Here is a 24,578-nt window from a genome sequence, read left to right on the forward strand (position 1 = left end):
TCGTTCGTGGCGCGGCACCCGGTTCGCATCGGACAATCGAAGGTCCGACTTTTCCCGGAGTGTCACCCATGAGCGGCGAAGCCCCGCGCCAGTTGCATCTGAACATCAATGCGCTTCATTCCGGCTTCGTGCCTTCCGCATGGCGTCTGGCCGACGCCGATCCGCACGCCTTCATCGATATCGATCATTACGTGCGTCTCGCGCAGATCGCGGAGCGTGGCTGTCTCGACGCGATCTTCCTCGCCGATAGCGCCGCGATCACCGACCAACTCGACATGCGCCCGATCACGGCGCTCGAACCCACGCTGCTGCTCGCGAGCGTCGCGGCCGCGACAAAGCATATCGGGCTGATCGCGACGGCATCCACGAGTTACAACGAGCCGTTCAACCTTGCGCGGCGCTTCGCCACGCTCGATCTGATCAGCGGCGGCCGCGCGGGCTGGAACATGGTAACGACGGCCGATCTGCCTTCGGCACGCAACTTCGGGCTGGAAGCCGTCCCGGATCACGCCGAACGCTATGCGCGCGCGGAAGAGTTCGCCACGCTCGTGAAGACGTTATGGAATAGCTGGGAGGACGATGCGCTCGTTGCCGACAAAGCGACCGGCCAGTTCGTCGATCTCGGCAAGCTGCATCCCGCCGCGCATCGCGGACGCTTCTTCGCGGTGCAAGGCGCGCTCAATCTGCCGCGCTCGAAGCAAGGGCATCCGGTGCTCGTGCAGGCGGGCGCATCCGGCGACGGGCGTGATCTCGCGGCGCGTCATGCGGAAGCGGTGTTCTCGGCGTCGCAATCATTCGACGAATCGAAGGCGTATCGCGAGGATCTGAACGTGCGTGCGGCGCGCTACGGACGCGGGCCGCATGCGGTGAAAGTGCTCGCAGGTCTCACGACGATCATCGGCGCGACGCAGGCCGAAGCCATCCGCCGTCGCGATGAACTCGTCGATCTCATTCCATGGCGCTACAGCCTGAACCGGATTGCCGGCACGCTCGGCATTCCCGCCGATTCGCTCTCGCTCGACGAGCATCTTCCCGAGAATCTCACGCTGCCCAACAACGGCAACGGTAATCACACGTTCTTTCACGCGACCATCGCGCAGGCGCGCGCGCATGGCTATACGGTGCGCGAACTCATCCGCGCGCTGGCGGGCGGCGGCGGGCATCGCGTGATCGTCGGCACGCCCGAACAGGTTGCCGAGGACATCGCGCACTGGTTCGAAGACGGCGCCGCCGATGGCTTCAACCTCATGCCCGACGCCTTGCCGGGCGGGCTCGAAGCCTTCGTCGATGGCGTCGTGCCCATTCTGCAAAAGCGCGGAATCTTCCGGCGCGCTTACGAAGGGACTACCTTGCGCGGGCATTTCGGGCTCGATGTGCCGGCGGGGTATCGAGTGGAAGAGGCGGTTTAGGCGAGTTAGACAGCGCTCAGACGATCACGCCCGGTCATGCCGGGCGTCGTCGCTTACATCACACGCGCGTTACTTCTGCGGCGCGCCGTCCCATGCCGGCAAGGTCGCACCGTGATACACCTTCAGGATCGTCGCGGCGACGTTGGCCTGCTGATAACTCGTCTGCAGCGTCTTGACCCACGGCGCCTGTGCATCTTTCGCGTTCACCGCCAGAAAGTTGCGATACGGATTGCCCGGCACTTTCTCCTGCGCAATGCGTTCCTGCGGAATCTGGATGCCCGCTTTGATGGCCCAGTCAGTGTTCACCACGGCAGCGTCCACGTCGCCGATCGCGCGGCCAACGATGCCCGCATCGAGTTCCTTGATCTGGACATGCTTCGGATTGTCGGCAATGTCACGCGCCGTCGGCAGCAACCCGACGTTGTCGCGCAGCTTGATGACGCCGTTCGCCTGCAGCAGCAAGAGCGCACGGCCTTCATTGCTCGGATCATTCGGCACGGCTATGGTTGCGTTCTGCGGCAGCGCGGCGACCGACTTCACCTTGCGCGAATAAAGCCCGATAGGCTGCACGTAAGTGAAGCCGACCGGCACGATGTCGTAGTGGCGCGCCTGAATCTGCGCATCGAGATAAGGCTTGTGCTGGAACGAGTTGGCGTCGAGATCGTGTTGCGCGAGCGCTTCGTTCGGCTGGGTGTAATCCGCGAAAGTGGTGACCTTCACCGTCAGGCCCTGTTTGGCTGCGTTGGCCGCTACCGTGCGCCAGACATCCTCGTCCTCGCCCGACATGATGCCCACGCGCACCGTCTGATTCGCCGCGAACAACGGTGCGGCGCTCATCACGCCGCATGCAAGCAGCAGGGAAAACAGCGCGGTTTTTATCGGCGACTTTATTTTCATGGGGCAAAAGCTGATAAGTTGGGAGAGACGTGATGCTAGAGGCGGCAGCGCCTCGCGACAAATAATATCGAGCGCTATCGATATAGCGCCTTTTCGTTTGCCGTCACGGGCGGTTTGAGCGCTATATAAGGCATGCAGGCGGTGTATTGCTTTGCAGAAAACCTTGTTTGTGAAAGCGTTGCGGGCGGCCTAGATTTGATTCATTCACCATTTGAAGGGGATGAGCCATGCCGCAGTTCCTGTCGCACTATCTCCAAGCCATCTACGCGCCCGCCGGACGCATGCGTGAGCGCTGGCAATTGCGGTCGCTGGAACGTGCGCGCGCCGCATGCGGCTGCAATGCCACGAGCGTAATCGAGCTGCCCGACGACGAAAGCACGCGCGCCGACCGGCTCGAACACATCGCGCTCTATGCGCGCGCGGGCTACTTCAACATGGGCTATACGGTCGATCTATTTCAGTCGCCCGCCGATCTTCCGCCGCACTGAATCCGCATCCGCATCGACGCGCCACGATTCCGGCGCGTCGGTTTATCGTCGATCCAAGCAACGTTTGCATGCCTGAAGTAACGTAAGCGCTGACCTGGACTCGAACCGATGTTCACATGACCCTTTCCCGACAACTGCATCTCGGCGCATTCATGCGGCCGGTGAGCCTGCATACCGGCGCGTGGCGTTTTCCCGGCGCGTATGCGGATGCGAACTTCAACTTCCGCCACCTCAAGCAGTTCGTGCAAAAGCTTGAGAGCGCCTGTTTCGACGCATTCTTCATGGCCGATCACCTCGCCGTGCTCAACATGCCCGTGGACGCGCTCAAACGCAGCCACACCGCGACATCCTTCGAGCCGTTCACGCTGCTTTCCGCGCTGGCTTCGGTGACGGAGAAGATCGGGCTGGTCGCGACGGCATCGACGACATTCGACGAGCCGTATCACATCGCGCGGCGCTTTGCCTCGCTCGATCACTTGAGCGACGGACGCGCCGGATGGAACCTCGTGACCACGTCGAACCCGGATGCCGCATTGAACTTCGGCCGCGAGGATCACATGGAGCACGACGAGCGCTATCGCCGCGCGCGCGAGTTCTACGATGTCGTCACGGGCCTGTGGGACAGCTGGGCCGACGACGCGTTCGTGCGCGACACCGAGAGCGGCCTCTTCTTCGATCCCGCCAAACTTCACGTGCTCGGTCACAAGGGCGAATATCTATCGGTGCGCGGCCCGTTGAATATCGCGCGGCCGGTGCAGGGTTGGCCGATCGTCGTGCAGGCCGGATCATCGGAAGCGGGCAAGCAGCTTGCGGCCGAAACCGCCGACGCGGTCTTCACATCGCAACCGAATCTGGCCGCGGGCAAGCGCTTTTTTGCGGATGTAAAGAGCCGGCTCGATGCACTCGGCCGCCCGCGCGAGCACCTGAAGATTCTTCCCGGCGCGTTCGTCGTGGTGGGCGACTCGCGCGAGGAAGCACGCGAGAAGCGCGCATTGCTCGATACCTTCGTGCATTACGAAAGCGGTATCGCTTCGCTTTCCATCGCGCTCGGCCACGATGTCTCCTCGTTCGATCCCGATGGTCCGTTGCCCGAGATTCCCGAGACCAATGCGAGCAAGAGCGCGCGCGAACGCGTGGTCGAAATGGCGCGCACGGAAGGGCTGACCATCCGGCAACTGGCGCAACGCGCGGGCGGCTTTTCGGGCTTGCAGATGATCGGCACGGCAACCGATATCGCCGGTGAAATGGAGCAGTGGCTCGCCGAGGAAGGCAGCGACGGCTTCAATGTGATGTTCCCGTATCTGCCCGCGGGTCTCGACGATTTCGTCGACAAGGTCGTGCCGGAATTGCAGCGGCGTGGCATTTTCCGGCGCGCGTATGAAGGCAACACGTTGCGCGAGCACTTCGGTTTGCCAAGACCCGGCAATCGCTTTTTCCCCGCGAATAACGCATAAGCTTATTCGCACACACGCATCCACCGCCTTATATGCGCCGTGCGCTTAGCCGCGTCACGGCGTATTCATTTGCAAATGACATTTGCTTGGTTCCGCTTTTGGCGCGCGTCTCGCATAGTAGGGATTGATGGCTATAGACGTCTTTTCTGAAGACGTTCTGGCGCCTGTCTGCCTCGGCTTTACGACCCTATCCCAAGGAACTCCGCATGTCCGATCGTTCTCTCTCGCTGTCGCGCCGGCGTGCGCTCGCGCAACTGGCCGCCGTCAGCGCAGGCGCCTTCGCGTCGAGCCGCCTCTTTGCCGCCGATGCAGGCAAGACCTTGCGCATCGGCTATCAGAAGTACGGCAACTTCGTGGTGTTGAAGGCACGCGGCACGCTCGACAAGCGGCTTGCGGCGCAAGGCGTCACCGTGCAATGGCTCGAATTTCCCGCTGGTCCGCAATTGCTCGAAGGGCTCAACGCGGGCGCGGTGGATATCGGCACCGTCGGTGAAACGCCGCCGATCTTCGCGCAAGCCGCGGGCGTCGATTTCGTCTATGTCGGCAACGAGCCATCCGCGCCGCGCGCCGAAGCCATCGTCGTGCCGAAGGATTCGCCCATTCGAACGGTGGCCGAGCTGCGCGGCAAGAAAGTCGTGCTGAACAAAGGCTCCAACGTTCACTATCTGCTCGTGGAAGCGCTCAAGAAAGCGGGTTTGGCCTACACGGATATCCAGCCCATCTATCTCGCCCCCGCCGATGCGCGCGCCGCCTTCGTGCAAGGCAGCGTCGATGCATGGGCGATCTGGGACCCGTATCTCGCCGCCGCCGAGAAGCAGGCGAACGCACGTCAAATCACCGATGGCACGAACCTCGTGCGCAACATCCAGTACTACCTCGCCACGCGCAAGTTCGCGACCGCGCAACCGCAACTCGTGCGTGCCGTGCTCGAAGAACTGGATCTGGTCGATCGCTGGGCGCGCGACAACATCCCTGCCGTCGCCACGCAACTCGCGCCCCTCGTCGGTCTCGATGCGGGCATTCTCGAAGTCGCGCTGAAACGGACGGCTTACGGCGTGCAGAGCGTCGCGCCTGCAACGCTCGAATATCAGCAGCAGATCGCCGACGTTTTCAGCAACCTCAAGCTCATTCCGAAGAAGCTCGACGTCACCGAAGCGCGCTGGGACGTCGCGTAATTCTCAGTAGATTCGGGTTAGCAGTTTCGCGCACATTCTTAGCGTGAATCGATGGTTGGGCAAGCGTCGCCGCGTCGCTAGACTGACCCGAGCGCCGGGCTGTTTCTCGTAGCCGCATGCCCGTCTTCACGACACAACGAATTCGAAAGGCAGACCTCCTGATGAATGTTTTCTGGTTCATTCCAACTCATGGCGACAGTCGTTATCTCGGCACGTCGCAAGGCGCGCGTGCCGCTAATTACGACTACTTCCGCCAGATCGCGGTCGCGGCCGACACGCTTGGTTACGAAGGCGTACTCTTGCCGACGGGCCGTTCTTGCGAGGACGCCTGGGTCGTGGCTTCGAGCCTGATTCCCGCCACCAAGCGCCTCAAGTTTCTCGTCGCGATCCGGCCGGGCTTGAGTACGCCGGGGCTCTCGGCGCGCATGGCATCGACGTTCGACCGGCTTTCCAACGGGCGCTTGCTCATCAACGTGGTGACGGGCGGCGACCCGACCGAACTCGCGGGCGATGGCGTCTTCGAAAGCCACGACACGCGCTACGAGATCACCGACGAGTTCCTGAGCATCTGGCGCGGTCTGCTCGAAAAGTCTCACGACAGCGGCAGTATCGATTTCGACGGCAAGCATCTGCGTTCGCAAGGCGGCAAGGTGCTGTATCCGCCGGTGCAGAAGGCGCATCCGCCGCTATGGTTCGGCGGGTCGTCGCCGGCTGCGCACGAGATCGCAGCCAAGCATATCGACACTTATCTCACGTGGGGCGAGCCGCCCGCCGAAGTCGAGAAGAAGCTTGCGGACATCCGCAAGCGCGCTGCCGCCGAAGGCCGCAGCATCAAGTTCGGCATTCGCCTTCATGTGATCGTGCGTGAAACCGAAAAGGAAGCCTGGGCCGACGCGGACCGCCTCATCAGCAAGCTCGACGATGAAACCATTCAGCGCGCGCAAGCATCGTTCGCGAAAATGGATTCGGAAGGACAGCGCCGCATGGCCGCGTTGCATGGCGGCAATCGCGATAAGCTCGAGGTGTATCCGCATTTGTGGGCGGGCGTCGGCCTCGTGCGCGGCGGCGCGGGCACGGCGCTCGTCGGCAATCCGGAACAGGTCGCCGGTCTAATGAAGCAGTACGCGGAACTCGGTATCGATACCTTCATTCTCTCGGGCTATCCGCATCTGGAAGAGTCGTATCGGTTCGCCGAACTCGTGTTCCCGCTCTTGCCGCGCCAGCAAAAGGAAGCGGCGAACGGGCCGCTCTCGGGGCCGTTCGGCGAAGTGATCGGCACGTCCGAACTGCCGAAGGTCGCGCAAAGCTGAGTATCGTCATGGCTAATCAATCTGCTCGAACGGCTTTGAGCGGCATCGGTGCAAAGGCGCTGCCCTGGATCGTGCCGCTGCTGATTCTCGTCGCATGGGAAGCGGCGGCGCGCACGGGCGGTCTCTCTTCGCGCGTGCTGCCCGAACCGCTCGCCGTGGTCAAGGCGGCGTGGGCGCTCATCTTGTCCGGCGACATGTCGGCCAACGTGAAGGTCAGTGCGTGGCGTGCACTCGCGGGCTTTGCGATGGGCGGCGCCACCGGCTTCGTGCTCGGCCTGGCCACGGGGCTTTTCAAGCCTGCGGAAGTTGCGCTCGATTCGACTGTGCAGATGATCCGCAACATCCCTGCACTCGCGATGATTCCGTTGCTGATCCTGTGGTTCGGCATTGGCGAGGAAGCGAAACTCGTGCTGGTTGCGCTCGGCGTGTTCTTTCCCATCTACGTGAACACGTATCACGGCATTCGTTCGGTGGATCGCGATCTCATCGAGATGGCGCGCAGCTACGGGCTGTCGGGCATGACGTTGTATCGGCATGTGATCTTGCCGGGCGCGTTGCCTTCCATACTCGTCGGCGTGCGCTTCGCATTCGGGCTGATGTGGGTAATGCTGATCGTCGCCGAGACCATTTCGGCGCAATCGGGCATCGGCTATATGACGATGAACGCCCGCGAATTTTTGCAGACCGACGTGGTGCTCGTCGGCATTCTGCTCTACGCGCTGCTCGGCAAGCTCGCCGACATGGCGGCAAGGGCCATCGAGCGCGTCACGCTACGCTGGCATCCGGCTTATCAGACCAAGGCGCGCACATGAGCACGGTGAATCCCACTCTCGAACGAGCCGTTATCGCGCGTCATGCGCCTCGTCCAGGCTCGGTCGCGCGTGCGGCAGAGGGCGATCTCGCGGTATCGCTGCAAGGCGTGGAGAAGCGTTTCGGCGAGCGCACGGTGTTGTCGAAGCTCGATTTTTCGATCGAGCGCGGCAGTTTCGTGTCGATCGTCGGACGCAGCGGCTGCGGCAAGTCCACGCTGCTGCGGCTGATCGCCGGCCTCGAAGCGACCACGGCTGGCGTGCTGCAACGCCGGGCCGCTACGCCGGATGCCGAGTTGCAGGTTCGCATCATGTTTCAGGACGCGCGTCTTTTGCCGTGGAAGAGCGTGCTCGACAACGTGATGCTCGGCCTGCCGCGTTCGGCGCGTGACGAAGCCCGCGCGACGCTTGCCGAAGTGGGCCTTTCCGAGCGCGAACGCGACTGGCCTTCGCAGTTGTCGGGCGGTCAGCGGCAACGCGTGGCGCTGGCGCGGGCGCTGGTGCATCGGCCGGACTTGCTGCTGCTCGACGAACCGCTCGGTGCGCTCGATGCGTTGACGCGCATCGAAATGCACGGGTTGATCGAACGGCTGTGGCGGGAGCATCGATTCACCGCACTGCTTGTCACACACGACGTGCAGGAAGCGGTGTCGCTTGGCGACCGCGTGGTGCTGATCGAGGAAGGGCGTATCACGCTGGATACGAAAGTGGCGCTGCCGCGTCCGCGCTCGCGTGCGGCGGAGGGGTTTGCGGAGTTGGAGGAGGCGGTTTTGTCGCGGGTTCTGCGGCGGTCGTGAGGGCTGGGGTTTGGACGTTTTTCGCGTATTTCCGCATTAGAACGTACGAGACGATGTCATGCCAACCTCGGCTTGGGTTCATCGAGCGAACACGAGCATGCCCCCGATTCAAAACCCAACGCAGCCTGGAACCCCGACCATTGATTTAAATGCCGCTCGCGGCCATTGCGCAAAGGCGCGTCGTCATGAGAACCGACCACGCGCCTTTCTCCCGGCATCACACCACGAAGAACCCATGCGTGCCATCGCGCTCCAGTTGCGCAACGAGGCCGTATTCCCAGTCGAGATAAGCCTGCATGGCTTCGCGCGCATTGCCCACGCCTTCATACGGACGGCGATACCGGTCGATGCGTGGTGACGCAAGCCGTGCTTCCCCGCCTTCGGTCTGCAAACCGGCGCGCACCCACGCGGCGTTGCCGCCTTCGAGCACATGCACGGGTTTGTTCGTGAGCGCCGCGATTTCAGCTGCGGCGTAGGGCGCAAGCGCGCTCGTGCCGCATGTGACGACGTAGCGCTTCGCATCGGGAAGGTCGCGCAGATCGTCGTGAGCGGGCGTGATGCGCGAACGCAGAATCCAGTGCGCGCCGACGATATGCGCCTTCACGTAGTTTGCGCTCGGTGCAACGTCGAGCAACACGACGCCGCTCGCGGGATCGTCGAGTAAAGCCGACAATTCCTTCGGCGCGATGGTCGGCACGGGAGCGGGCGCGGGCCGTTCGGGACGCCACGGGCCGCTCTCGGTCAACGCATCGGGGTCGGCTTCATCGACGACATACGCTTCGACGTTCATCTGCGCGAGCCATGAGGCGGTCATGTTGGCGCGCACGCCGTCGTCGTCGAAGAGCACGACGCGCGCGCCGCGCACCGGCGCGAACATCTCCGTTTCCTGCACGAGCTGACCGCCCGGCGCGCTCTGAAAACCGGGCGCGTGCGCGGCTTCGTATTCGGTTGGCGTGCGTACATCGAAACGATACGTCGTGCGCGACGTATCGCGCGCCCAGCGCGCGGCTTCATCGAGCGAGGAGCGTCGAACGCCTGCACGTTGCGCAAGGGCAAACGCGGCCTGCCGTGACGCTTGCAGATCGCGAGGCGCGCGTCCCGTGTCATCCTCGAAACGGCGCTTGCTGCCGTGTTCCAGCGTCTGCCCCGCGAGCGTCCAGCCGATGGTCCCATTGCGCAGCGCCGCCACCTTGTTCGGCAGCCCTGCATTCACGAGCGATTGCGCGCCTATGATGCTGCGCGTGCGCCCCGCGCAATTCACGACGATACGCGTAGCCGGATCGGGCGCGAGCGCGCGTGCGCGCAGCACGAGTTCCGCGCCGGGCACGCTCACGCTGCCCGGAATGTTCATGGTCTGATATTCGTCGAAGCGGCGTGCGTCGAGCACGACGAGATCGTCGCCGTTCTTCTGTAGCGCGTCGAGCGTTTCAGCGGAAAGCGAAGGCGTGTGACGCTTCGCTTCGACGAACTCGCCGAAGGCCTTGCTCGGCACGTTGACATCGCGAAAGACTTCGCCGCCCGCGCGAATCCAGCCATCGAGACCACCTGCGAGCAGCGCGATGTTTGTGTAGCCGAGCGCGTCAAGCTTGTCGGCGGCGCGCACGGCGAGACCTTCGCCGGCGTCGAAGAGAACGATCGGCACATCGCGGCGCGGCAGACGCGCATGCACGTCGAGTTCGAGACGCGTCAACGAAAAATTGGCTGCGAAAAGCGGATGGCTCTGCGCATGCGGATCTTCTTCACGCACGTCGAGCAGCGCGATCTCCTGGCGGGCAAGCAAGCGCTCGCGCACGTCCTCGAAGGTGCGAACGGGATAGGTCTTCATGTCGTGCGGTCTTCCTTCGGTTTTCCAGGCGTTCGAGGCTATCACCGCGCGAGGCGCAAACGAAATAGCGGATTGGCATAAGGATATGGGCGCGGTTCGCGGCGTGCTCATTAGAAAAGCACGATTCCTTCGTTTGCACCGCCAATCCGAGGCTCGATACTCGGTATCCCGACAATCCCAGGATGCCCCGTTCCATGACCCAAGCCTTCGATCAGCAAGCACGCGAAACGCTGCGCCTCATTGGTCCCGATCCGGACGACTGGGTCGCGAGCCGCGAGGGCATCGACCATAACGTCGTGATCGTCGGCGGCGGCCAGACGGGCGCGGCATTCGCGTTCGGGCTGCGGCGCGCGGGCATCGGCCGGGTGAGCGTGATCGATGCCGCGCCCGACGATACGCGCGCGGGCGTCTGGCAAACCTATGCGCGGATGAATCGCCTGCGCACGCCGAAAAATCTCGCCGGACCCGAGGCCGGTTTGCCGGGTTTGAGCTTTCAGGCGTGGCACGAGGCGCGGCATGGCGAAGCGTCGTATGCGGATATCGAGCGCATCGGACGCGAGCAATGGGCCGAATACCTCGCGTGGTACCGGCACTTTCTCGCCATTCCCATTCGATACGGCACGACCCTGACACTGATCGAACCGTTGGGCACGCATTTCCGGCTGCATCTTTCAGTGCGGACCGACGAAGGCACTCAGACGCGCGTAGAAACCGCGCGCAAGGTAATTTTAGGCAATGGCGTCGCGGGCAACGGCCGGCCGAATATCGTGCCGCCGCTCGCCGGTCTGCCCGCCACGCACGTCGCTCACACCACCGACGCGATCGATTTCAACGCGTTGCGCGGCAAGTCGGTGGCGGTGATCGGCTCGGCGGCTTCGGCCTTCGATGCCGCCGCGACCGCGCTCGAATCCGGCGCGGCCACCGTGCATCTGTTCGTGCGGCGTGCGTCGCTGCCTTCGGTGCCTGTGAGCCGCGCAAAGGCATATCCCGGCGCCTACGACAACTTCCCCGCTCTGCCCGATGCCACGCGCTGGAAGCTCGCCCTGCGCTTCAGACGCGCCGGTTCGACCGCGCCCGCCGATGCGATCGATCGCGTCGCGCGCTTCGACAATTTTCATTTGTATCTCGGCGCGCCCTGGCAGCATGCCGAAGCCGCGGGCAAGCAAGTGAAGGCGCAAGTCGGCGACGAAACGTTCTCGTTCGATTTCGTCATCGCCGGCACGGGTTACGCGGTGGACCTGCATGCACGGCCCGAGCTTGCGCGGATAGCCGATCACGTTCTGCTCTGGCGCGATCGATACGACGCTGCCGCCGACGAACGCGACGACGCCCTCGGCGCGCATCCGTATCTTGGAGATGCACTGGAATATCTCGAGAAAACGCCGGGCAGCGCGCCGTTTCTGAAGAACATTCATGTGTTCAATCCGGCGGCATTCGTGAGCCGTGGCGTGCCCGTCGGCGACGTGCCGAGCATGAAGCGCGACATACCGGCCGTGATCCGGCGCATCAGCGAAGATTTGTTCCTCGAAGACCTCGATGTGCACGAAGCGCGCATGCATGGCGACGTTCCCGCCGATTTCGACGCCTCGCGCTACGCGCATCGGCTCCATGAGAAAACGGATGCACAGCCGGCGAGCTGACGCGCGCGACCCGCTTCGTCATGTAAGGCGAAGCGGCGTCAGACGAGTTCCGCCGCCCGGCCGACCTTGAACGCGGCGAGCTCGTCCGGCTCGCATTGCGCAATCAGCCCCGTCTCCCATGCGAGATACGCGCGCGCGGAATCGAGGTTGCCATCATGACGGTCATGCACGAAGAAGAGATAGTCGATGCGCGTCTCTTGCGGCAACTTCACGGCATCGCGATCCACGGGCAAGCCACGTTGCTCCCACGCATCGAGCCCAAACGCCGCGAGTTCGATATTGGCGAAACCTGCTTCGCGCAGATCGGCTGCGACGAGACGCGCCGATGCTTCCGACGCTGCATCGGCAAACAAAACCAGCGGCGTGTCGAGACGCGCATGCAAGGCGGTCAACGTATCGAAGACGCGCGGGCGAACGGTCCAGCGCGCGCCAACCGGCCGGCCGTTCTCATGCGCCGCGCTCGACCGCAGGTCGAGCACGATTGCGTTCGCGGATGGCGCTTCTTCGAGGAGATCGGTTCGATCCAGCGCAGCGGCAGCGGGCGCATGCGTATTCCACTTCGACACGATGGCCACGTCGACGGTCACCGCTTCGTAGCCCAATTGCACGAGCCAGTGAGCGATGACCGGCGCGCGGATGCCGTCGTAGTCGATCAACAAGAGACGCGCATGACGCACCGCCACGCTCTGATCCGTCGCCTGCACGAGCTGACCGCCCGGCGCATGGGCGGCGAAGGGCAGACCATCGCGCGCGTATTCCTCCGGCGTGCGGACGTCGAGCAGATAGGTCGTGCGTGCGGTATCGCGACGCCACTGGTTCGCGTTCGCCTCATCGAGCGCAATCACGCCGAAGCGTCGCGCAAGCGCTTGCGCACGCTCGCGTGCCTTGGCTTCGTCGTGCGCGCTTGCCGCGCTCGGGATGATGTCCGCGTAACTGCGCGTGCTGCCGTGTTCCAGCGCAAGACCGGCGAGCGCCCATCCTTGCGTACCGTTTTCCAGCGCGAAGACATCGCGACGGATGCCGAGATTGCGCAAGGTCTGCGCGCCGATGATGCTGCGCGTGCGCCCCGCGCAATGCACGACGATGGTCGTATCGGGCGAGCCCGCGAAGGCGTCGATATGCGCCGCCAGTTCGCCGTTCGGCACGCACACCGCGCCCGGAATCGCCATCTTGCGATGTTCGTCGCGCGTGCGTGAGTCGATGAGCGAGATCGGACAGCCGCCGCGTTCGGCGCGCCAGCGTTGCAGTTGCGCGGCGCCGACATGCGGCGTGCCGTATTCGTGTTCGACGAGTTCGCCGAAGGTCTTCGACGGCACGTTCACGCCGCGAAAGAGCGTATAGCCCGCTTGCCGCCATGCGGCCGTGCCGCCTTGCAGGATCGCGATATCGCCGTAGCCGAGCCCTTGCAGACGGGCTGCCGCGCGACGCGCCACGGCGTCTTCGTTGGCGCCATCGTCGCATAGCGCGATGCGCACATCGGCGCGCGGCAGGAGGCGCGGCGCATCGAGTTCGAGCCGGCTGAAGGGAAACGGTACGGCGAAGAATGGATGGCCTTCGCCGAACTGGCCCGCTTCGCGCACATCGAGCAGCGCGAGTTCGCGGCCGTCGTTGAGCCACTGGCGTAGCGTTTCGGCGTCGATAAAGCGCACGTCGTCAAATGATGAAGGCATGGGAGATCAGGTACAGGTGAGCCGGAAGGCGCGGCGAAGATCGTCGATCAGATCGGCGGGGTCTTCGAGACCCGCGTGCAGCCGCACGACCGGTGCATCTTCAGTGAAATAGCCATGCACGCGAAGCCGCGATGCAGGGGCGATGAGCGCAAGGCTTTCGAAGCCGCCCCACGACGCGCCTTGAGAAAAAAGACGCAGGGCATCGACGAAGGCGCGGGCTGCATCGGGCGTCTTGCCGCGTGCGAATGCGAACGACACGAGACCGTTCGCGCCTTGAAAATCACGACGCCAAAGCGCGTGTGACGGATCGTCCGGCAACGCGGGATGATAGACACGCGCGACCGCGCTCTCCGTCTGCAAATATTCGGCGATGGCCAGCGCATGCCGCGCATGTTGCGCAAGCCGCACGCCGAGCGTGCGCGCGCCACGCAGCGCCAGATAGGCATCGTCCGCGCCGACAGCCAGGCCGAGAGCATCGTGGGTATCGCGCAGACGCAGTGCAAGCGCGCGGTCGTTCGTTGCAACCGCACCCTGCATGATGTCCGAGTGTCCGCCTATGTACTTCGTCGTCGCCTGAATGGAGATATGCGCGCCGTGTTCGAGCGGTCGATGCAGAACGCCGGCGCTATACGTGTTGTCCGCGGCGAGCAAGAGGCCGTGCTCGCGGGCGAACGCACCGAACGCGGGAAGATCGACGACCTCATAGAGAAACGAACTCGGCGACTCGACATAGACGAGCCGCGTCGTCGCGCGCAACGCATGGCGCGGCGGCCCGTCTTGCGCGGCAAAGTAAGTGGCTGCGATGCCGAACCGCGCAAGCAGAGGCTCGATGCGCTCGCGCACCGGGCCATACACACTGTCCTGAATTAAGACGTGATCGCCCGGCGACAACAACGCCAGGAACACCAGCGTAATCGCGGATGCACCCGATGGCGCGAGCAACGCGTGCGCCGCGCCTTCGAGTTCGCCGATCACCGCTTCGAGCGCTCGATGCGTCGCCGTGCCATGACGGCCGTAAGTCGCGACATCCTCGCCATCGTGGCGTTGTTTGTGCAACCGCTCGTAGTCGGCGCTGCTGGCAAAGCGCACGGTGCTCGTGCGTACCACAGGCATGTTCACCGGCGCCGCGCCATTCTCGAAGCCAGCGAGACCCGCGTGCATGAGCCGCGTGGCGAGCGCGGTACGCTCGTCCGTCATCAGCCGACCGCCTGGGTCTGATGGTGCAGATGCGTCTGGTTGTATCGAACGATCTTGCCGTTTTCGAAACCGAGACGTCCCGTGAGCGTTTCGAGCGGCCTGCCGTAGAGATGGAAGTGCAGCGTAGGCTGCTCGCCGGTCACGTGGATGCTGTGGATATCGTCGGGCAGGAAAGCGATGGGCGTGCCCGGTTCGACCAGCACTTCGCGGTCCACCTCGACGCTCGCGCGGTCCTCGTCGTTGCGGTCGTCCGTGCGGCGATACACGCGGTTCAACTCGCTGCCTTCCACCGCGACGATCACGGCCCACGTGTCGTGGTTATGCGGGATCGTCGCCTTGCCGGGCAACAGCGAGTTCAAATAGAGCGCGATGCCATCGCTGCCCGGATTGAGACGGTAGCGCGTCGACGTGTCGCCACTGGCCGGATCGGGCGGAGGAAAGGCTTCGCGGGTGAAAAGCTCGGGCTGGTCTGCAAGTGTCTGCAATGCGGCCGCGATGTTGGCGAGCGCGTTACGCGTGAGCCCATCGCGTTCGAGAATGGCATGCGTTTGAGTGACGAGCGTATCGACGCGCTGCGTGATGTGAGGGGCGATGGAGGGTGTCGTCACGATTGATTCGATGCTAGCGTGAGGGATGAGCGCGAACGCGTGCGCCGCACGCGTGTGCCCGCGCTGTCGAGAAAGCGCTGCGTGCGTTCGTCGCGCGGCGCATGAAAAAGTTGTGCGGGTGTGCCTTCCTCGACGATCACGCCGCCTTCGGTGAAGACCACGCGGTCGCTGATGTCCTCGGCAAAGCGCATCTCGTGCGTGACGAGCACACACGTAAGGCCTTCGTCCACGAGTTCGCCGATTACGTTCAGCACTTCGCCGACCGTTTGCGGATCGAGCGCGGAGGTCACTTCGTCGAAGAGAATGAGTTCGGGCCGCATGGCAAGCGCGCGTGCAATGGCCACGCGTTGCTGCTGTCCGCCCGAGAGTTCGCCGGGATACGCGTGGGCTTTATCGGCGAGACGCACCTTGGCAAGCAATGCGCGCGCCGTGTGTTCGGCTTCGGCGCGGCTCGTGCCGAGTACGCGGACGGGCGCGATGGTGAGGTTCTCGAGCGCGGTGAGATGCGGAAAGAGGTTGTATTGCTGAAACACGAAGCCAATGCGCTTGCGCAATTCGATTTTCTGCTCGTCGCGCGTCAAGGCCGCGACATCCACACCGTTTACGCGCACTTCGCCACGCTCGGGCGTGATGAGGCCGTTGATGCAACGCAGTATCGTCGACTTGCCCGAGCCCGAAGGCCCGATGATCGATACGGCCTGATTGCGCTTCACGCTCAGATCGATACCGCGCAGCACGGGCGTAGTCCCATACGACAGATGGACGTCGCGCATCGTGACGAGGCCCGCTGGCGGCTCCATATCGAGTCTGGCGACGGCGCGCCCGTAGACGAGAGACATCATGCGTGGCTAGGAAGGGGAATCATTCGGCGCTCCGGCGCTACCTCTTGGGTGAGAGGCCCATTGTAGGAATGGCGCGATGCTTTCCGAACGAAGCAATCTTCACAACCTTATATGCGGCGTAACGGCGCTTTTCTCGGCGCGTGCTTTCCTTAGCAGATCAGATTCGTTTGCAGCGCGCGGCGCTGTGCCTACGCTAGCGTGTCCCGCAATTCGAACATGCAAGCCGAGGCTCCGATGTCTTCTGCCGTATCGCTTCAATCTTCTCTTCTTTTCACGCTCAAGCGCGCGACCCTCGCCGCGCTGACTCTCGCAGGCGTCAGCGCAGGAACGGCGCACGCGGATGCCACGCTCGATCGCATCGACTCGCGTCATGAGATCGTCGTGGGCGTGATGATCACAGGCGGTCCATTCGGTTCCATCGATCCAGCCACGCAAAAGCTGCGCGGCTTCAATGTCGATCTGGCGCAGGACATTGCGAAGCGTCTGAACGTGAACGCGCAACTCGTTTCAGTGCAGCCTTCCACGCGCGTGCAGTTCTTGCAGCAGGGCAAGGTGGACATACTCGTCGCCAATATGGAATTCACCGAGCAGCGCGGCGAGATTCTCGATCATGTCGCGACGCCTTACTATCAAGTGGGCGGCACGGCGATCACGGCGAATACGAGCGGCATCATGCGGTGGGAAGATCTGCGCGGCAAACCGGTTTGCATCTCGCAGGGCAGCAGCTACATCAAACCCGTGGTCGAAAAGTATGGCGCGATTCCGCGCGCGTTTCCCGGCGCGGCCGAGTCCTTGCTCGCACTGAAGGGCGGCAACTGCGTGGCCGCGGTTCACGATGCCGCGCCGCTGCTCTATCCGCTGCAACAGCGCGATCCCGAGTGGCGCGCGTATCGAACCTTGCAGCCCGAACTCGCGCCCGCGCCTTCGGTGATCTGGGTGCGGCAGGGCGAAAAGGACACGGCCGCACGTATCGATAGCTTCGTGCGCGACTGGCATCGCACAGGCTGGCTGATCGATGTCGAAGCGAAGAACGGTCTCACCCCGCCATCGCCCGCGCTCGCGCAATGGCACACGACGCAGGTGTCGTCGAAATGACATCGTTCGCGCACGAGTTGGTTGCACGCGCGCAGCACGCGGGACTCGACTACCGCTTTCTGCTCGATAGCTACGATCGCGCGTCGTTCGTGGGCGGCATCGGCTTATCGATCGGCATCGTTGCGGCGACGCTGCTCGGCAGCGCAATCGTCGGCGTGGTCTTGCTCGTGGCGTTGCGTTCGAGCAGCGCGTTGCTCGAAGGCATTGCGCGCGGCGTGATCGAACTCACGCGCAATACGCCGACCATCGTGCAACTGTACTGCGCGTTTCTCGTGCTCAATACGCTCATCACGCAGCATCTGCAGGCGCATGGCGCGGACAATCCGCTCAAACCTTTTCTGTGGGTCGTGATCGTGCTTTCGATCAACAAGGGCGCGTTTCATGCCGAAGCGCTGCGCGCCGGTTTCGATGCCTTGCCGCGCGAAACGCTCGAAGGCGCGGACTCGCTCGGCTTCTCGCGCAAGACGCGCTTCTTGCGCGTGGAGTTGCCGCTGGCGTTACGCGCGGCGCTGCCCGCGCTCGTCAACAATGCGGTGGAACTGGTCAAGGCGTCGGCGATTGCATCGGCTATCGCGGTAGGAGACATCACGTATCAATCGATCATGATCTGGACGCAGCGTGACAACGTACTCGCGTTGATGCTGCTGATACTCGCGTTCTTCTACGCGCTCACGGCGCTCGTCAACGTGTCGGGCCGCTGGATAGAGCGGCGGCTTGCGGTGCCCGGTTATGGTCAGCGATAGACCCGGCGCCTATGCGGGCGCGACTATCGCCGTGGCCGCGCTCGTGCTATGGCTCATGGCGCCGCGCGATATTCCCGGCGCGCAACTGCTTGCCGATTTCGTTCGATGGCTGCCCGCGTTGCTGCATGGCTTCGCAATCAATGTCGCGGTGAGCATCGGCGCGTTGACATTCGGCACGGTGCTGGGTGTGTTCGTCGGTTCGCTCTCGCTGGCTCGCGGTATCGTCGGCCGGGCGGCGCGGCTTTGGGTGCAGGCGTTTCGCAATGCGCCGTGGCTCGTGCTGATTTTTTTCACGACCTATGTGTTTCCGTTCGAGTTCGATCTCGGCGGACATATCGTGCCGTTTCCCGACTGGCTCAAGGTGGTTGCGGCGCTCGCGCTGCCGGCGAGCGCGAATATCGCCGAGGTATTTCGCGGCGCGGTGCAGTCCATTCCCTCCACGCAATGGGATGCCGCCGGTTCGCTCGCCATGTCACGCCGGCAGATTCTCTTGCTGATCGTGCTGCCGCAATGCATGCGCCGCATGCTGCCGCCGTGGATGAACGTCTACGCGATCATCACGATGGGCACGGCGCTGTCATCGCTCGTCGGCATTCACGACGTGCTCGATACCGCGCAGATCGCCAGCACGACGGTCGCGCATTCGAGCTTCACCGTGCTCATGTACATGAGCGCGCTCGCGTTGTTCTTCGTTTATTGCTATCCGGTGACGCTTGCGACCCGCGCGGTCGAGCGGCGCTTGCGTTCGCGCTAGGCCTATCTTCGTCAGGCGCGGCGTTGCCCGCGCTCCGCGCTCGCGGAGACATCTCCTTACCCGTTCCGTTAATCGAATTGCGCGAGCCAAAGGCAGTCGTTATACTGCCTCGGCGGTATAGTGGCCTGACCACTGCAATTGGCCTGACCGCGACAGACAAAGGTAATGGCAACTCCTGGCAAGCATCGCACCGGCATTCGCGCCCGTGCGCTTACGAAAGGCGTGTGATCATGATGTCGTCTCAAACCCTCGGCCTCGCCCCGCGCAACGCCCGCAATTTTCTCGAACAGTCGTGCCATTCTTTATCCCTCGACACAGAGGGAGGGCCGAACGCGCCCTGATCGTCCATACGCATTCGGCCTGACAAAACGCTAATTCAATCAACGATAGCAGGCGACATGAAAGGAGACACAAGGATGTTCCGCAATGGAAAGACGGCCGCGCTCGCGCTGGCCTCATGCCTCATCGCAACCGGTGCGCACGCGCAAGTCGCAACCGGCGATACCTCGCAGAAGAAGATCGCGTTGTCCAACAGCTTCGGCGGCAACGCCTGGCGGCAGTCGATGCTGAAGAGCTGGAACGCCGTGTCGGAGCAGGCGGTCAAGGACAAGAAGGTCGCCGCCGCGCCCGCGTTCACTACGGCGGAGAATCAGGTCACGGAGCAGGCGCAACAGGTGCAGAACCTCATCCTGCAAGGCTATAACGCCATCGTGATCGATGCCGTCTCGCCCACCGCGCTCAACGGCACCATCAAGAAGGCATGCGCGGCCGGCGTGGTCGTGGTGTCGTTCGACGGCATCGTCGATGAACCCTGCGCGTATCGCGTCAACTTCGATTTCAAGGGCTGGGCGGAACAGGGCGTCGATTTTCTGGCGCAGCGTCTCAACGGCAAGGGCAATATCCTCGAAGTGCGTGGCGTGGCCGGCATCTCGGTCGACAACCTCATGCATGAAGGCGTGCTCGAAGGCATGAAGAAGCATCCGGGCATGAAGCTCGTCGGCTCCGTGTATGGCGACTGGACGCAATCGGTCGCGCAAAAGGCCGTGGCGGGTATCTTGCCGACGCTGCCGCAAGTGGATGGCGTCGCGACCGAAGGCGAAATGTCCTTCGGTATCGCGCAGGCGTTCAAGGCAGCCAATCGCCCGACGCCGCCGATGATTATCGGCAGCACGTATCCCGAACTCAACTGGTGGAATGAGCAGACGAAAACCGGCTATCAGTCGCGTTCGCTGTCGAATCCGCCGGGCGCGGTGAGCTTTGCTTTCTGGGTCGCGCAGCAAGTGCTGGCAGGCAAGAAGATCCCGAAGGAAGTGACCATCAACGTGCCGCTCCTTGAAATCTCGCAACAGGAATTGCCCGCGAAGCTCGCGGCGACGCCGCCGGGCGGCATCAGCGATGTCACCTACACGTTGCCGCAAACCGTCGCGCTGCTCGACAAGAAGTGATCTCCATGGCGGCGCATGCCTCAAAGGGCCGCGCCGCTTTCTCCACACATGGAGCACGTGAATGAGTGCAACTTTTGATACCGGTAACAGCGGCGGCACCGGTCATGCCGGTAAGCGCGCCGCGCTGATTCGCTTCGAAGGCATCGGCAAGACGTTCGGCCGCGTGCGCGCGCTGGCCGATGTCGATTTCACCTTCCTGCAAGGCGAGTGCGTGGGTATCGCCGGGCATAACGGCGCAGGCAAGTCCACACTGATGGCCGTGCTCGCGGGCGTGTACGAACCGACGCAGGGCACTATCGAAGTGGACGGCAAGCATGCCGAAGGCTACGACGCCAACTCCGCACGCGATGCAGGCGTTCGCTGCGTGTTCCAGGAACTGTCGCTATGCGCGAACCTGACGGTTGCCGAGAACATGTGCGTCGTGCATCCGCAATTGCATGGACGCGGCTGGCGGCGTCGCGCCACGGCGTTGATGCGCGAGAAGCTCGAAGAGATTTTTCCCGGCAATGGATTGAAGGGCAATGAGCTCGTTTCCGATCTCACCCTCACGCAGCAACAGATGGTGGAAATCGCGCGCGGCTTCACGGTGACGGATGCGCCCGTGCGTCTCGTGATTCTCGACGAACCGACGTCTTCGCTCGATGCTCACACCGCCGACCAGTTGCTTGCGTTCGTCCGCAAGGCGGCGCAAAGCGGCATTACGTGTCTGCTCATTACGCATATGTTGGGCGAAATAGAGCGCGTGGCGGACCGCGTGATGGTCATGCGCGATGGCGGTATCGTCAGCGTGCTGGGCCGTGACGATGCGAAGCGCGAATCGATCATCCAGGCAATGGGGCAGCATCTCGAAGCCGACAAGACGCCGGGCGCGGTGCGCGAGCAGAACGCGCGCAATGACGAGCGGCATTTTCGCTGGACGCTGGGTGCCAAACGCGAGACATCCGTCGATGCCGCGCGTGGCGAAGTCGTCGGCTTTGCGGGACTTGCGGGACAAGGGCAGACCGAAGCGTTGCTCGCCATCTACGAAGCCGCGACGAATAATGCGAAAGTCGCTTTCGTGGCGGGCGATCGCGCTCGCGACGGCGTGTTCCCGGTGTGGTCGATTGCGCAGAATCTGGACTTGCGCTGGCTTGCGGGCGGCATGAAACGCGCGCGTGGTCTGGTCGATCTCGCGGCGGCCCGTGAAGTGGTCGAAGCATGGCGCGCGAAGATCGGCATACGCGGTGCGTCGATGAACGCGGGCATTCTGTCGCTCTCGGGCGGCAATCAGCAGAAGGTGCTGTTTGCCCGCGCGCTTGCATCGAATGCAGAACTCATCCTGATGGACGATCCCACACGCGGCGTCGATGTCGGCACGAAACGCGACATCTATCAGCTCGTGCATGCGGAAGCCGCGAAAGGCCGCACGTTCATCTGGTACACGACCGAAAACGAGGAACTGTCGCACTGCGACCGCACTTACGTGTTCCGTTCGAGTCACGTCACGCGTGTGCTGCATGCGGACGAATGCACGGAAGAAGCGCTGCTCGCGGCGAGTTTCGAGGAGCAAGCAGCATGACGCCCGCCAGTAGTAACACCCGCGCCAACGCATCGAATACGCAAGCACGTTTGCGCGCCTTGCTTCCCGCCATCTCGCTCGTCGCCGTGTTGGTGCCGATTCTCGTCATGCAGCCCACGGTGATGAGTTACTTCGGTTCCAGCCTGCTGCTGAATCTCGCCGTGCCGATCGTGCTCGCCACGCTTGCGCAGCTTGCGATCATCACCGTGAACGACCTCGACCTTTCCATCGGACCATTCGTGAGTCTCGTCGCGTGCATCGGCGCGACGCTGCTCGTGAAGACGCCGTGGCTCGGCGCGTTGACGCTCGTCGGTTGCGTGCTTGCATATGCGGCTGTCGGCGCGCTCATCGAGTTGCGGCAGATACCGTCTATCGTCGTCACGCTCGGGCTTTCGTTCGTGTGGAGCGGCCTTGCAATCGTGCTCTTGCCGTCGCCTGGCGGGACGAGTCCCACGTGGCTCGGCAACGCAATGAATTATCAGACGCCCTTCATCGCCGCGCCTATCGTGTGGTCGGTGCTGATCGCGATCATCGGTCACTTGCTGCTCATGCGCTCGTCGGCGGGCGTGCGCATTCGTGGTGCGGGCGGCAATCCGCGCGCAATGCGCCGCTTCGGCTGGTCGCTCGTGCGCAGCAAGGCGACACTGTATGGCATAGCGGGCGTGTTCGGCGTGCTGTCGGGTCTGTCGCTGCTCGGTCTCACCACTTCCGCCGATGCCAACCTTGCACTGCGTTACACGCTGCTTTCCATCGCGGCCGTGATCCTCGGCGGCGGCGAATTCGTCGGTGGACGCGTGTCGGTGATCGGCGCGGTGCTGGGTGCGATCACGCTGACGCTCGCGGCATCGTTCCTCGCGTTCCTCAACATTTCGTCGGACTGGCAGGTCGGCATGCAAGGCGCGATTCTCATCGTCGTGCTTTCGTTGCGCGTGCTGCTGCAACGTGGAGAGCGCCGATGAACACACTCGCGGACAAGAATGGAAGCACCTGGACGCGCCTCAAGAGCATTCAGGCGCCCTGGGCCTGGTCGTTCGTCGGCGCGGTGCTGGTGTGGTTCGCCATCGTCGTGATCTTCGGCTTCGGCATTGCGAGCAATGTCGCGCAGACCGCGCTCACTTACGGCGTCTTCATGGTGCTCGTCGGGCTCGGGCAGATGCTCGTCATCACGTCGGGCGTGGGCAATATCGACTTGTCGGTGCCATCGACGATAGCGCTTGCGGGCGTCGTCGGCATGCACGTGATGGGCGGCACGAACGGCGGCATTGCACTCGGCATTGCGGCGGTGCTGGGCGTTGGGATCGTGATCGGCCTCGTGAATTACGCATTGATTCGCTTGCTGCGCATTCCGCCGATCATCGCCACGCTGTCGTCGAGCTTCATCATTCAGTCGGTCGCCATCACGCAAGGACGGCAACTGCCGCCGCCGCCTCCCGCGCTCGGAGCCTTTGCGACGGGACGCTTCCTCAACGTGCCGTATATCGCGCTCGTGGCGCTGGTTCTATCCCTCGTGCTGGGCGTGCTCTTGCATCGCGCGGTGTATGGGCGCCAGCTTTCCGCTATCGGTCAGAACTCGCGCGCGGCATGGCTTGCGGGCGTGAACGTGCATCGCACGCGCTGCATCGCGTACGTGCTTTCTTCGATGATCGCCGCGCTCACGGCCTTGCTGCTCGCTTCGGTATCGGGCGGCGCATCGCTCGACATGGGCGTGGAATACATGCTCATATCGATTGCGGTGGTCGTGATCGGCGGCACGCTCGTGACAGGCGGCAAGCCGACCATCACGGGCGTGTGGGGCGCATCCATGTTCCTCTTTCTCACGAATGCCGTGCTCAACGCGGTAGGTGCGGATGCGGGCGTGCGCTCCATCGTGTATGGCGTGCTCATCATCGCGGTGACGGTGGCCGCGGGCGGCAAGGTGGTGCGCTGAAACGGATTCAAAAAAGGAGGAGACACATGAAGTCAGGAGAGTTCGAGATTCACGACGCGCGTTTCAAGTGGCTGATGCAGGGCAATGCGCCACTGCAGAAGATCACGGGCGATTGTCTGTGGGCCGAGGGTCCGGTGTATTTTCCGGCGGCGGACACGCTCATTTGGAGCGACATTCCCAACAACCGCATGTTGCGCTGGGCGCCAGGCATGGGCGTGGGCGTGTTTCGCGCGCCGTCGAATTACAGCAACGGCAATACGCGCGACCGCGAAGGGCGGCTCGTGAGTTGCGAGCATGGCGCGCGCCGCGTGACACGCACGGAGCACGATGGCAGCATCGTCGTGATTGCATCGGAATACGAAGGCAAGCGGCTCAATTCGCCGAACGACGTGGTGGTCGATTCACACGGCGCGATCTGGTTCACGGACCCCGATTACGGGATCATGAGCGATTACGAAGGGCATCGTGCGCCAAGCGAGATCGGCCGATGCAACGTGTATTGCGTCTCCCCCGACGACACGCACGTGCGCCTGGTTTGCGATGACTTCGTCAAGCCGAACGGTCTTGCGTTCTCGCCGGACGAGTCATTGCTGTATATCGCCGATTCGGCGGCATCGCACGACGACACCGCACCGCGTCATATCCGCGTGTTCGACGTCGCGAAGGACGGCGCGCTGCGCAATAGCCGCGTGTTCGTGGACATGCCAAGCGGCGTGCCGGATGGCTTGCGTCTGGACGAACATGGCAATGTCTGGACGAGCGCGGAAGACGGCGTGCACTGTTATGCGCCGGACGGCACGTTGCTCGGCAAGATACTCATTCCCGAAGTGGTGGCGAACTTGACCTTCGGCGGGTTGAATCGCGATCGCTTGTTCATCGCGGCGACTTCTTCACTCTATTCCGTGGCCGTGAGCGTGCGCGGCGTCGGACGATAA

22 protein-coding genes are annotated in these 24,578 nt (G+C 63.3%); 16 read left to right on the top strand and 6 right to left on the bottom strand.

The annotated features are described in order from the left end of the window. The first annotated feature begins 68 nt into the window (after nt 1–68). Entirely contained in the window at nt 69–1,409 is a 1,341-nt protein-coding gene (locus tag P9250_RS06215; RefSeq protein ID WP_310391788.1) for an LLM class flavin-dependent oxidoreductase, read from the top strand. Nucleotides 1,410–1,478: 69 nt separating this feature from the next. On the opposite strand, the gene P9250_RS06220 is transcribed toward P9250_RS06215, so the two are convergent. Then, nucleotides 1,479–2,306, bottom strand: coding sequence for a MetQ/NlpA family lipoprotein (locus tag P9250_RS06220; protein WP_250469220.1), 828 nt, complete (start codon nt 2,304–2,306; stop codon nt 1,479–1,481). Nucleotides 2,307–2,533: 227 nt separating this feature from the next. Here P9250_RS06220 and P9250_RS06225 point away from each other — a divergent pair, with 227 nt between their 5' ends. From P9250_RS06225 to P9250_RS06250, 6 genes are all read left to right on the top strand, one after another. Then, nucleotides 2,534–2,794: a hypothetical protein gene (locus tag P9250_RS06225; protein ID WP_244830921.1), complete on the top strand. Its 261-nt coding sequence runs from the start codon at nt 2,534–2,536 to the stop codon at nt 2,792–2,794. A 116-nt stretch (nt 2,795–2,910) separates the two neighbouring features. Further along, nucleotides 2,911–4,248, top strand: coding sequence for an LLM class flavin-dependent oxidoreductase (locus P9250_RS06230; protein ID WP_310391791.1), 1,338 nt, complete (start codon nt 2,911–2,913; stop codon nt 4,246–4,248). Nucleotides 4,249–4,454: 206 nt separating this feature from the next. Beyond that, nucleotides 4,455–5,423 (top strand): sulfonate ABC transporter substrate-binding protein, encoded by a 969-nt coding sequence (locus tag P9250_RS06235; protein ID WP_250469222.1) that lies wholly within the window; start codon nt 4,455–4,457, stop codon nt 5,421–5,423. Between the two features lie 161 nt (nt 5,424–5,584). After that, nucleotides 5,585–6,733: an FMNH2-dependent alkanesulfonate monooxygenase gene (ssuD, locus tag P9250_RS06240; protein ID WP_244830918.1), complete on the top strand. Its 1,149-nt coding sequence runs from the start codon at nt 5,585–5,587 to the stop codon at nt 6,731–6,733. Between the two features lie 8 nt (nt 6,734–6,741). Further along, complete coding sequence (gene ssuC, locus P9250_RS06245) at nt 6,742–7,545, top strand: aliphatic sulfonate ABC transporter permease SsuC (RefSeq protein ID WP_310391794.1); 804 nt, start codon at nt 6,742–6,744, stop codon at nt 7,543–7,545. Next, complete coding sequence (locus P9250_RS06250; protein ID WP_310391796.1) at nt 7,542–8,339, top strand: ATP-binding cassette domain-containing protein; 798 nt, start codon at nt 7,542–7,544, stop codon at nt 8,337–8,339. The genes ssuC and P9250_RS06250 overlap by 4 nt, the downstream gene beginning before the upstream one ends. 217 nt (nt 8,340–8,556) lie before the next feature. On the opposite strand, the gene P9250_RS06255 is transcribed toward P9250_RS06250, so the two are convergent. Then, nucleotides 8,557–10,164 (bottom strand): rhodanese-like domain-containing protein, encoded by a 1,608-nt coding sequence (locus P9250_RS06255; protein ID WP_310391798.1) that lies wholly within the window; start codon nt 10,162–10,164, stop codon nt 8,557–8,559. 194 nt (nt 10,165–10,358) lie between these two features. Here P9250_RS06255 and P9250_RS06260 point away from each other — a divergent pair, with 194 nt between their 5' ends. Next, nucleotides 10,359–11,804 (top strand): NAD(P)/FAD-dependent oxidoreductase, encoded by a 1,446-nt coding sequence (locus P9250_RS06260; protein ID WP_310391800.1) that lies wholly within the window; start codon nt 10,359–10,361, stop codon nt 11,802–11,804. 38 nt (nt 11,805–11,842) lie between these two features. Here the strand turns inward: P9250_RS06260 and P9250_RS06265 are convergent, their stop codons facing one another. Genes P9250_RS06265 through P9250_RS06280 form a run of 4 tightly spaced genes read right to left on the bottom strand, consistent with a single transcriptional unit; the run spans nt 11,843 to nt 16,121 of the window. After that, nucleotides 11,843–13,474, bottom strand: a complete 1,632-nt coding sequence (locus tag P9250_RS06265; RefSeq protein WP_310391803.1) for a rhodanese-like domain-containing protein — start codon at nt 13,472–13,474, stop codon at nt 11,843–11,845. 6 nt (nt 13,475–13,480) lie between these two features. Then, complete coding sequence (gene metC / locus P9250_RS06270) at nt 13,481–14,671, bottom strand: cystathionine beta-lyase (protein WP_250469229.1); 1,191 nt, start codon at nt 14,669–14,671, stop codon at nt 13,481–13,483. Beyond that, the gene (locus P9250_RS06275; protein WP_409014859.1) at nt 14,671–15,252 is read right to left on the bottom strand and encodes a cysteine dioxygenase; all 582 of its coding nucleotides are present in this window, start codon (nt 15,250–15,252) and stop codon (nt 14,671–14,673) included. The genes metC and P9250_RS06275 overlap by 1 nt, the downstream gene beginning before the upstream one ends. A 23-nt stretch (nt 15,253–15,275) precedes the next feature. Next, nucleotides 15,276–16,121: an amino acid ABC transporter ATP-binding protein gene (locus P9250_RS06280; RefSeq protein WP_284509448.1), complete on the bottom strand. Its 846-nt coding sequence runs from the start codon at nt 16,119–16,121 to the stop codon at nt 15,276–15,278. Between the two features lie 234 nt (nt 16,122–16,355). Between P9250_RS06280 and P9250_RS06285 the strand changes: the two genes are divergently transcribed. The 8 genes from P9250_RS06285 to P9250_RS06320 all read left to right on the top strand — a co-directional run bounded on the left by P9250_RS06285 (nt 16,356) and on the right by P9250_RS06320 (nt 24,578). Beyond that, a complete protein-coding gene (locus tag P9250_RS06285) occupies nt 16,356–17,216 on the top strand; it encodes a transporter substrate-binding domain-containing protein (RefSeq protein WP_309846906.1) in 861 nt (286 codons plus the stop codon). Continuing rightward, nucleotides 17,213–17,959: an ABC transporter permease subunit gene (locus tag P9250_RS06290; RefSeq protein ID WP_310392740.1), complete on the top strand. Its 747-nt coding sequence runs from the start codon at nt 17,213–17,215 to the stop codon at nt 17,957–17,959. The genes P9250_RS06285 and P9250_RS06290 overlap by 4 nt, the downstream gene beginning before the upstream one ends. Next, nucleotides 17,946–18,713 (top strand): amino acid ABC transporter permease, encoded by a 768-nt coding sequence (locus P9250_RS06295; RefSeq protein WP_250469230.1) that lies wholly within the window; start codon nt 17,946–17,948, stop codon nt 18,711–18,713. The genes P9250_RS06290 and P9250_RS06295 overlap by 14 nt, the downstream gene beginning before the upstream one ends. 416 nt (nt 18,714–19,129) lie before the next feature. After that, entirely contained in the window at nt 19,130–20,158 is a 1,029-nt protein-coding gene (locus tag P9250_RS06300; protein ID WP_244830909.1) for an ABC transporter substrate-binding protein, read from the top strand. Between the two features lie 61 nt (nt 20,159–20,219). Further along, complete coding sequence (locus P9250_RS06305; protein ID WP_310391807.1) at nt 20,220–21,716, top strand: sugar ABC transporter ATP-binding protein; 1,497 nt, start codon at nt 20,220–20,222, stop codon at nt 21,714–21,716. Next, nucleotides 21,713–22,675: an ABC transporter permease gene (locus P9250_RS06310; RefSeq protein ID WP_250469233.1), complete on the top strand. Its 963-nt coding sequence runs from the start codon at nt 21,713–21,715 to the stop codon at nt 22,673–22,675. The genes P9250_RS06305 and P9250_RS06310 overlap by 4 nt, the downstream gene beginning before the upstream one ends. Further along, nucleotides 22,672–23,643: an ABC transporter permease gene (locus P9250_RS06315; protein ID WP_250469234.1), complete on the top strand. Its 972-nt coding sequence runs from the start codon at nt 22,672–22,674 to the stop codon at nt 23,641–23,643. The genes P9250_RS06310 and P9250_RS06315 overlap by 4 nt, the downstream gene beginning before the upstream one ends. A 26-nt stretch (nt 23,644–23,669) precedes the next feature. Further along, on the top strand, nt 23,670–24,578 hold the full coding sequence (locus tag P9250_RS06320) for an SMP-30/gluconolactonase/LRE family protein (protein ID WP_310391809.1): 909 nt from the start codon (nt 23,670–23,672) through the stop codon (nt 24,576–24,578).

The organism is Caballeronia sp. LP006 (assembly GCF_031450995.1).
In the GTDB taxonomy this organism is placed as follows: domain Bacteria; phylum Pseudomonadota; class Gammaproteobacteria; order Burkholderiales; family Burkholderiaceae; genus Caballeronia.

What these genes read in the sequence shown, in the direction of transcription:
- P9250_RS06215 (WP_310391788.1), top strand. Translation starts at nt 69, where the DNA reads ATGAGCGGCGAAGCCCCGCGCCAGTTGCATCTGAACATCAATGCGCTT.
- P9250_RS06220 (WP_250469220.1), bottom strand. Translation starts at nt 2,306, where the DNA reads ATGAAAATAAAGTCGCCGATAAAAACCGCGCTGTTTTCCCTGCTGCTT.
- P9250_RS06225 (WP_244830921.1), top strand. Translation starts at nt 2,534, where the DNA reads ATGCCGCAGTTCCTGTCGCACTATCTCCAAGCCATCTACGCGCCCGCC.
- P9250_RS06230 (WP_310391791.1), top strand. Translation starts at nt 2,911, where the DNA reads ATGACCCTTTCCCGACAACTGCATCTCGGCGCATTCATGCGGCCGGTG.
- P9250_RS06235 (WP_250469222.1), top strand. Translation starts at nt 4,455, where the DNA reads ATGTCCGATCGTTCTCTCTCGCTGTCGCGCCGGCGTGCGCTCGCGCAA.
- ssuD (WP_244830918.1), top strand. Translation starts at nt 5,585, where the DNA reads ATGAATGTTTTCTGGTTCATTCCAACTCATGGCGACAGTCGTTATCTC.
- ssuC (WP_310391794.1), top strand. Translation starts at nt 6,742, where the DNA reads ATGGCTAATCAATCTGCTCGAACGGCTTTGAGCGGCATCGGTGCAAAG.
- P9250_RS06250 (WP_310391796.1), top strand. Translation starts at nt 7,542, where the DNA reads ATGAGCACGGTGAATCCCACTCTCGAACGAGCCGTTATCGCGCGTCAT.
- P9250_RS06255 (WP_310391798.1), bottom strand. Translation starts at nt 10,164, where the DNA reads ATGAAGACCTATCCCGTTCGCACCTTCGAGGACGTGCGCGAGCGCTTG.
- P9250_RS06260 (WP_310391800.1), top strand. Translation starts at nt 10,359, where the DNA reads ATGACCCAAGCCTTCGATCAGCAAGCACGCGAAACGCTGCGCCTCATT.
- P9250_RS06265 (WP_310391803.1), bottom strand. Translation starts at nt 13,474, where the DNA reads ATGCCTTCATCATTTGACGACGTGCGCTTTATCGACGCCGAAACGCTA.
- metC (WP_250469229.1), bottom strand. Translation starts at nt 14,671, where the DNA reads ATGACGGACGAGCGTACCGCGCTCGCCACGCGGCTCATGCACGCGGGT.
- P9250_RS06280 (WP_284509448.1), bottom strand. Translation starts at nt 16,121, where the DNA reads ATGATGTCTCTCGTCTACGGGCGCGCCGTCGCCAGACTCGATATGGAG.
- P9250_RS06285 (WP_309846906.1), top strand. Translation starts at nt 16,356, where the DNA reads ATGTCTTCTGCCGTATCGCTTCAATCTTCTCTTCTTTTCACGCTCAAG.
- P9250_RS06290 (WP_310392740.1), top strand. Translation starts at nt 17,213, where the DNA reads ATGACATCGTTCGCGCACGAGTTGGTTGCACGCGCGCAGCACGCGGGA.
- P9250_RS06295 (WP_250469230.1), top strand. Translation starts at nt 17,946, where the DNA reads ATGGTCAGCGATAGACCCGGCGCCTATGCGGGCGCGACTATCGCCGTG.
- P9250_RS06300 (WP_244830909.1), top strand. Translation starts at nt 19,130, where the DNA reads ATGTTCCGCAATGGAAAGACGGCCGCGCTCGCGCTGGCCTCATGCCTC.
- P9250_RS06305 (WP_310391807.1), top strand. Translation starts at nt 20,220, where the DNA reads ATGAGTGCAACTTTTGATACCGGTAACAGCGGCGGCACCGGTCATGCC.
- P9250_RS06310 (WP_250469233.1), top strand. Translation starts at nt 21,713, where the DNA reads ATGACGCCCGCCAGTAGTAACACCCGCGCCAACGCATCGAATACGCAA.
- P9250_RS06315 (WP_250469234.1), top strand. Translation starts at nt 22,672, where the DNA reads ATGAACACACTCGCGGACAAGAATGGAAGCACCTGGACGCGCCTCAAG.
- P9250_RS06320 (WP_310391809.1), top strand. Translation starts at nt 23,670, where the DNA reads ATGAAGTCAGGAGAGTTCGAGATTCACGACGCGCGTTTCAAGTGGCTG.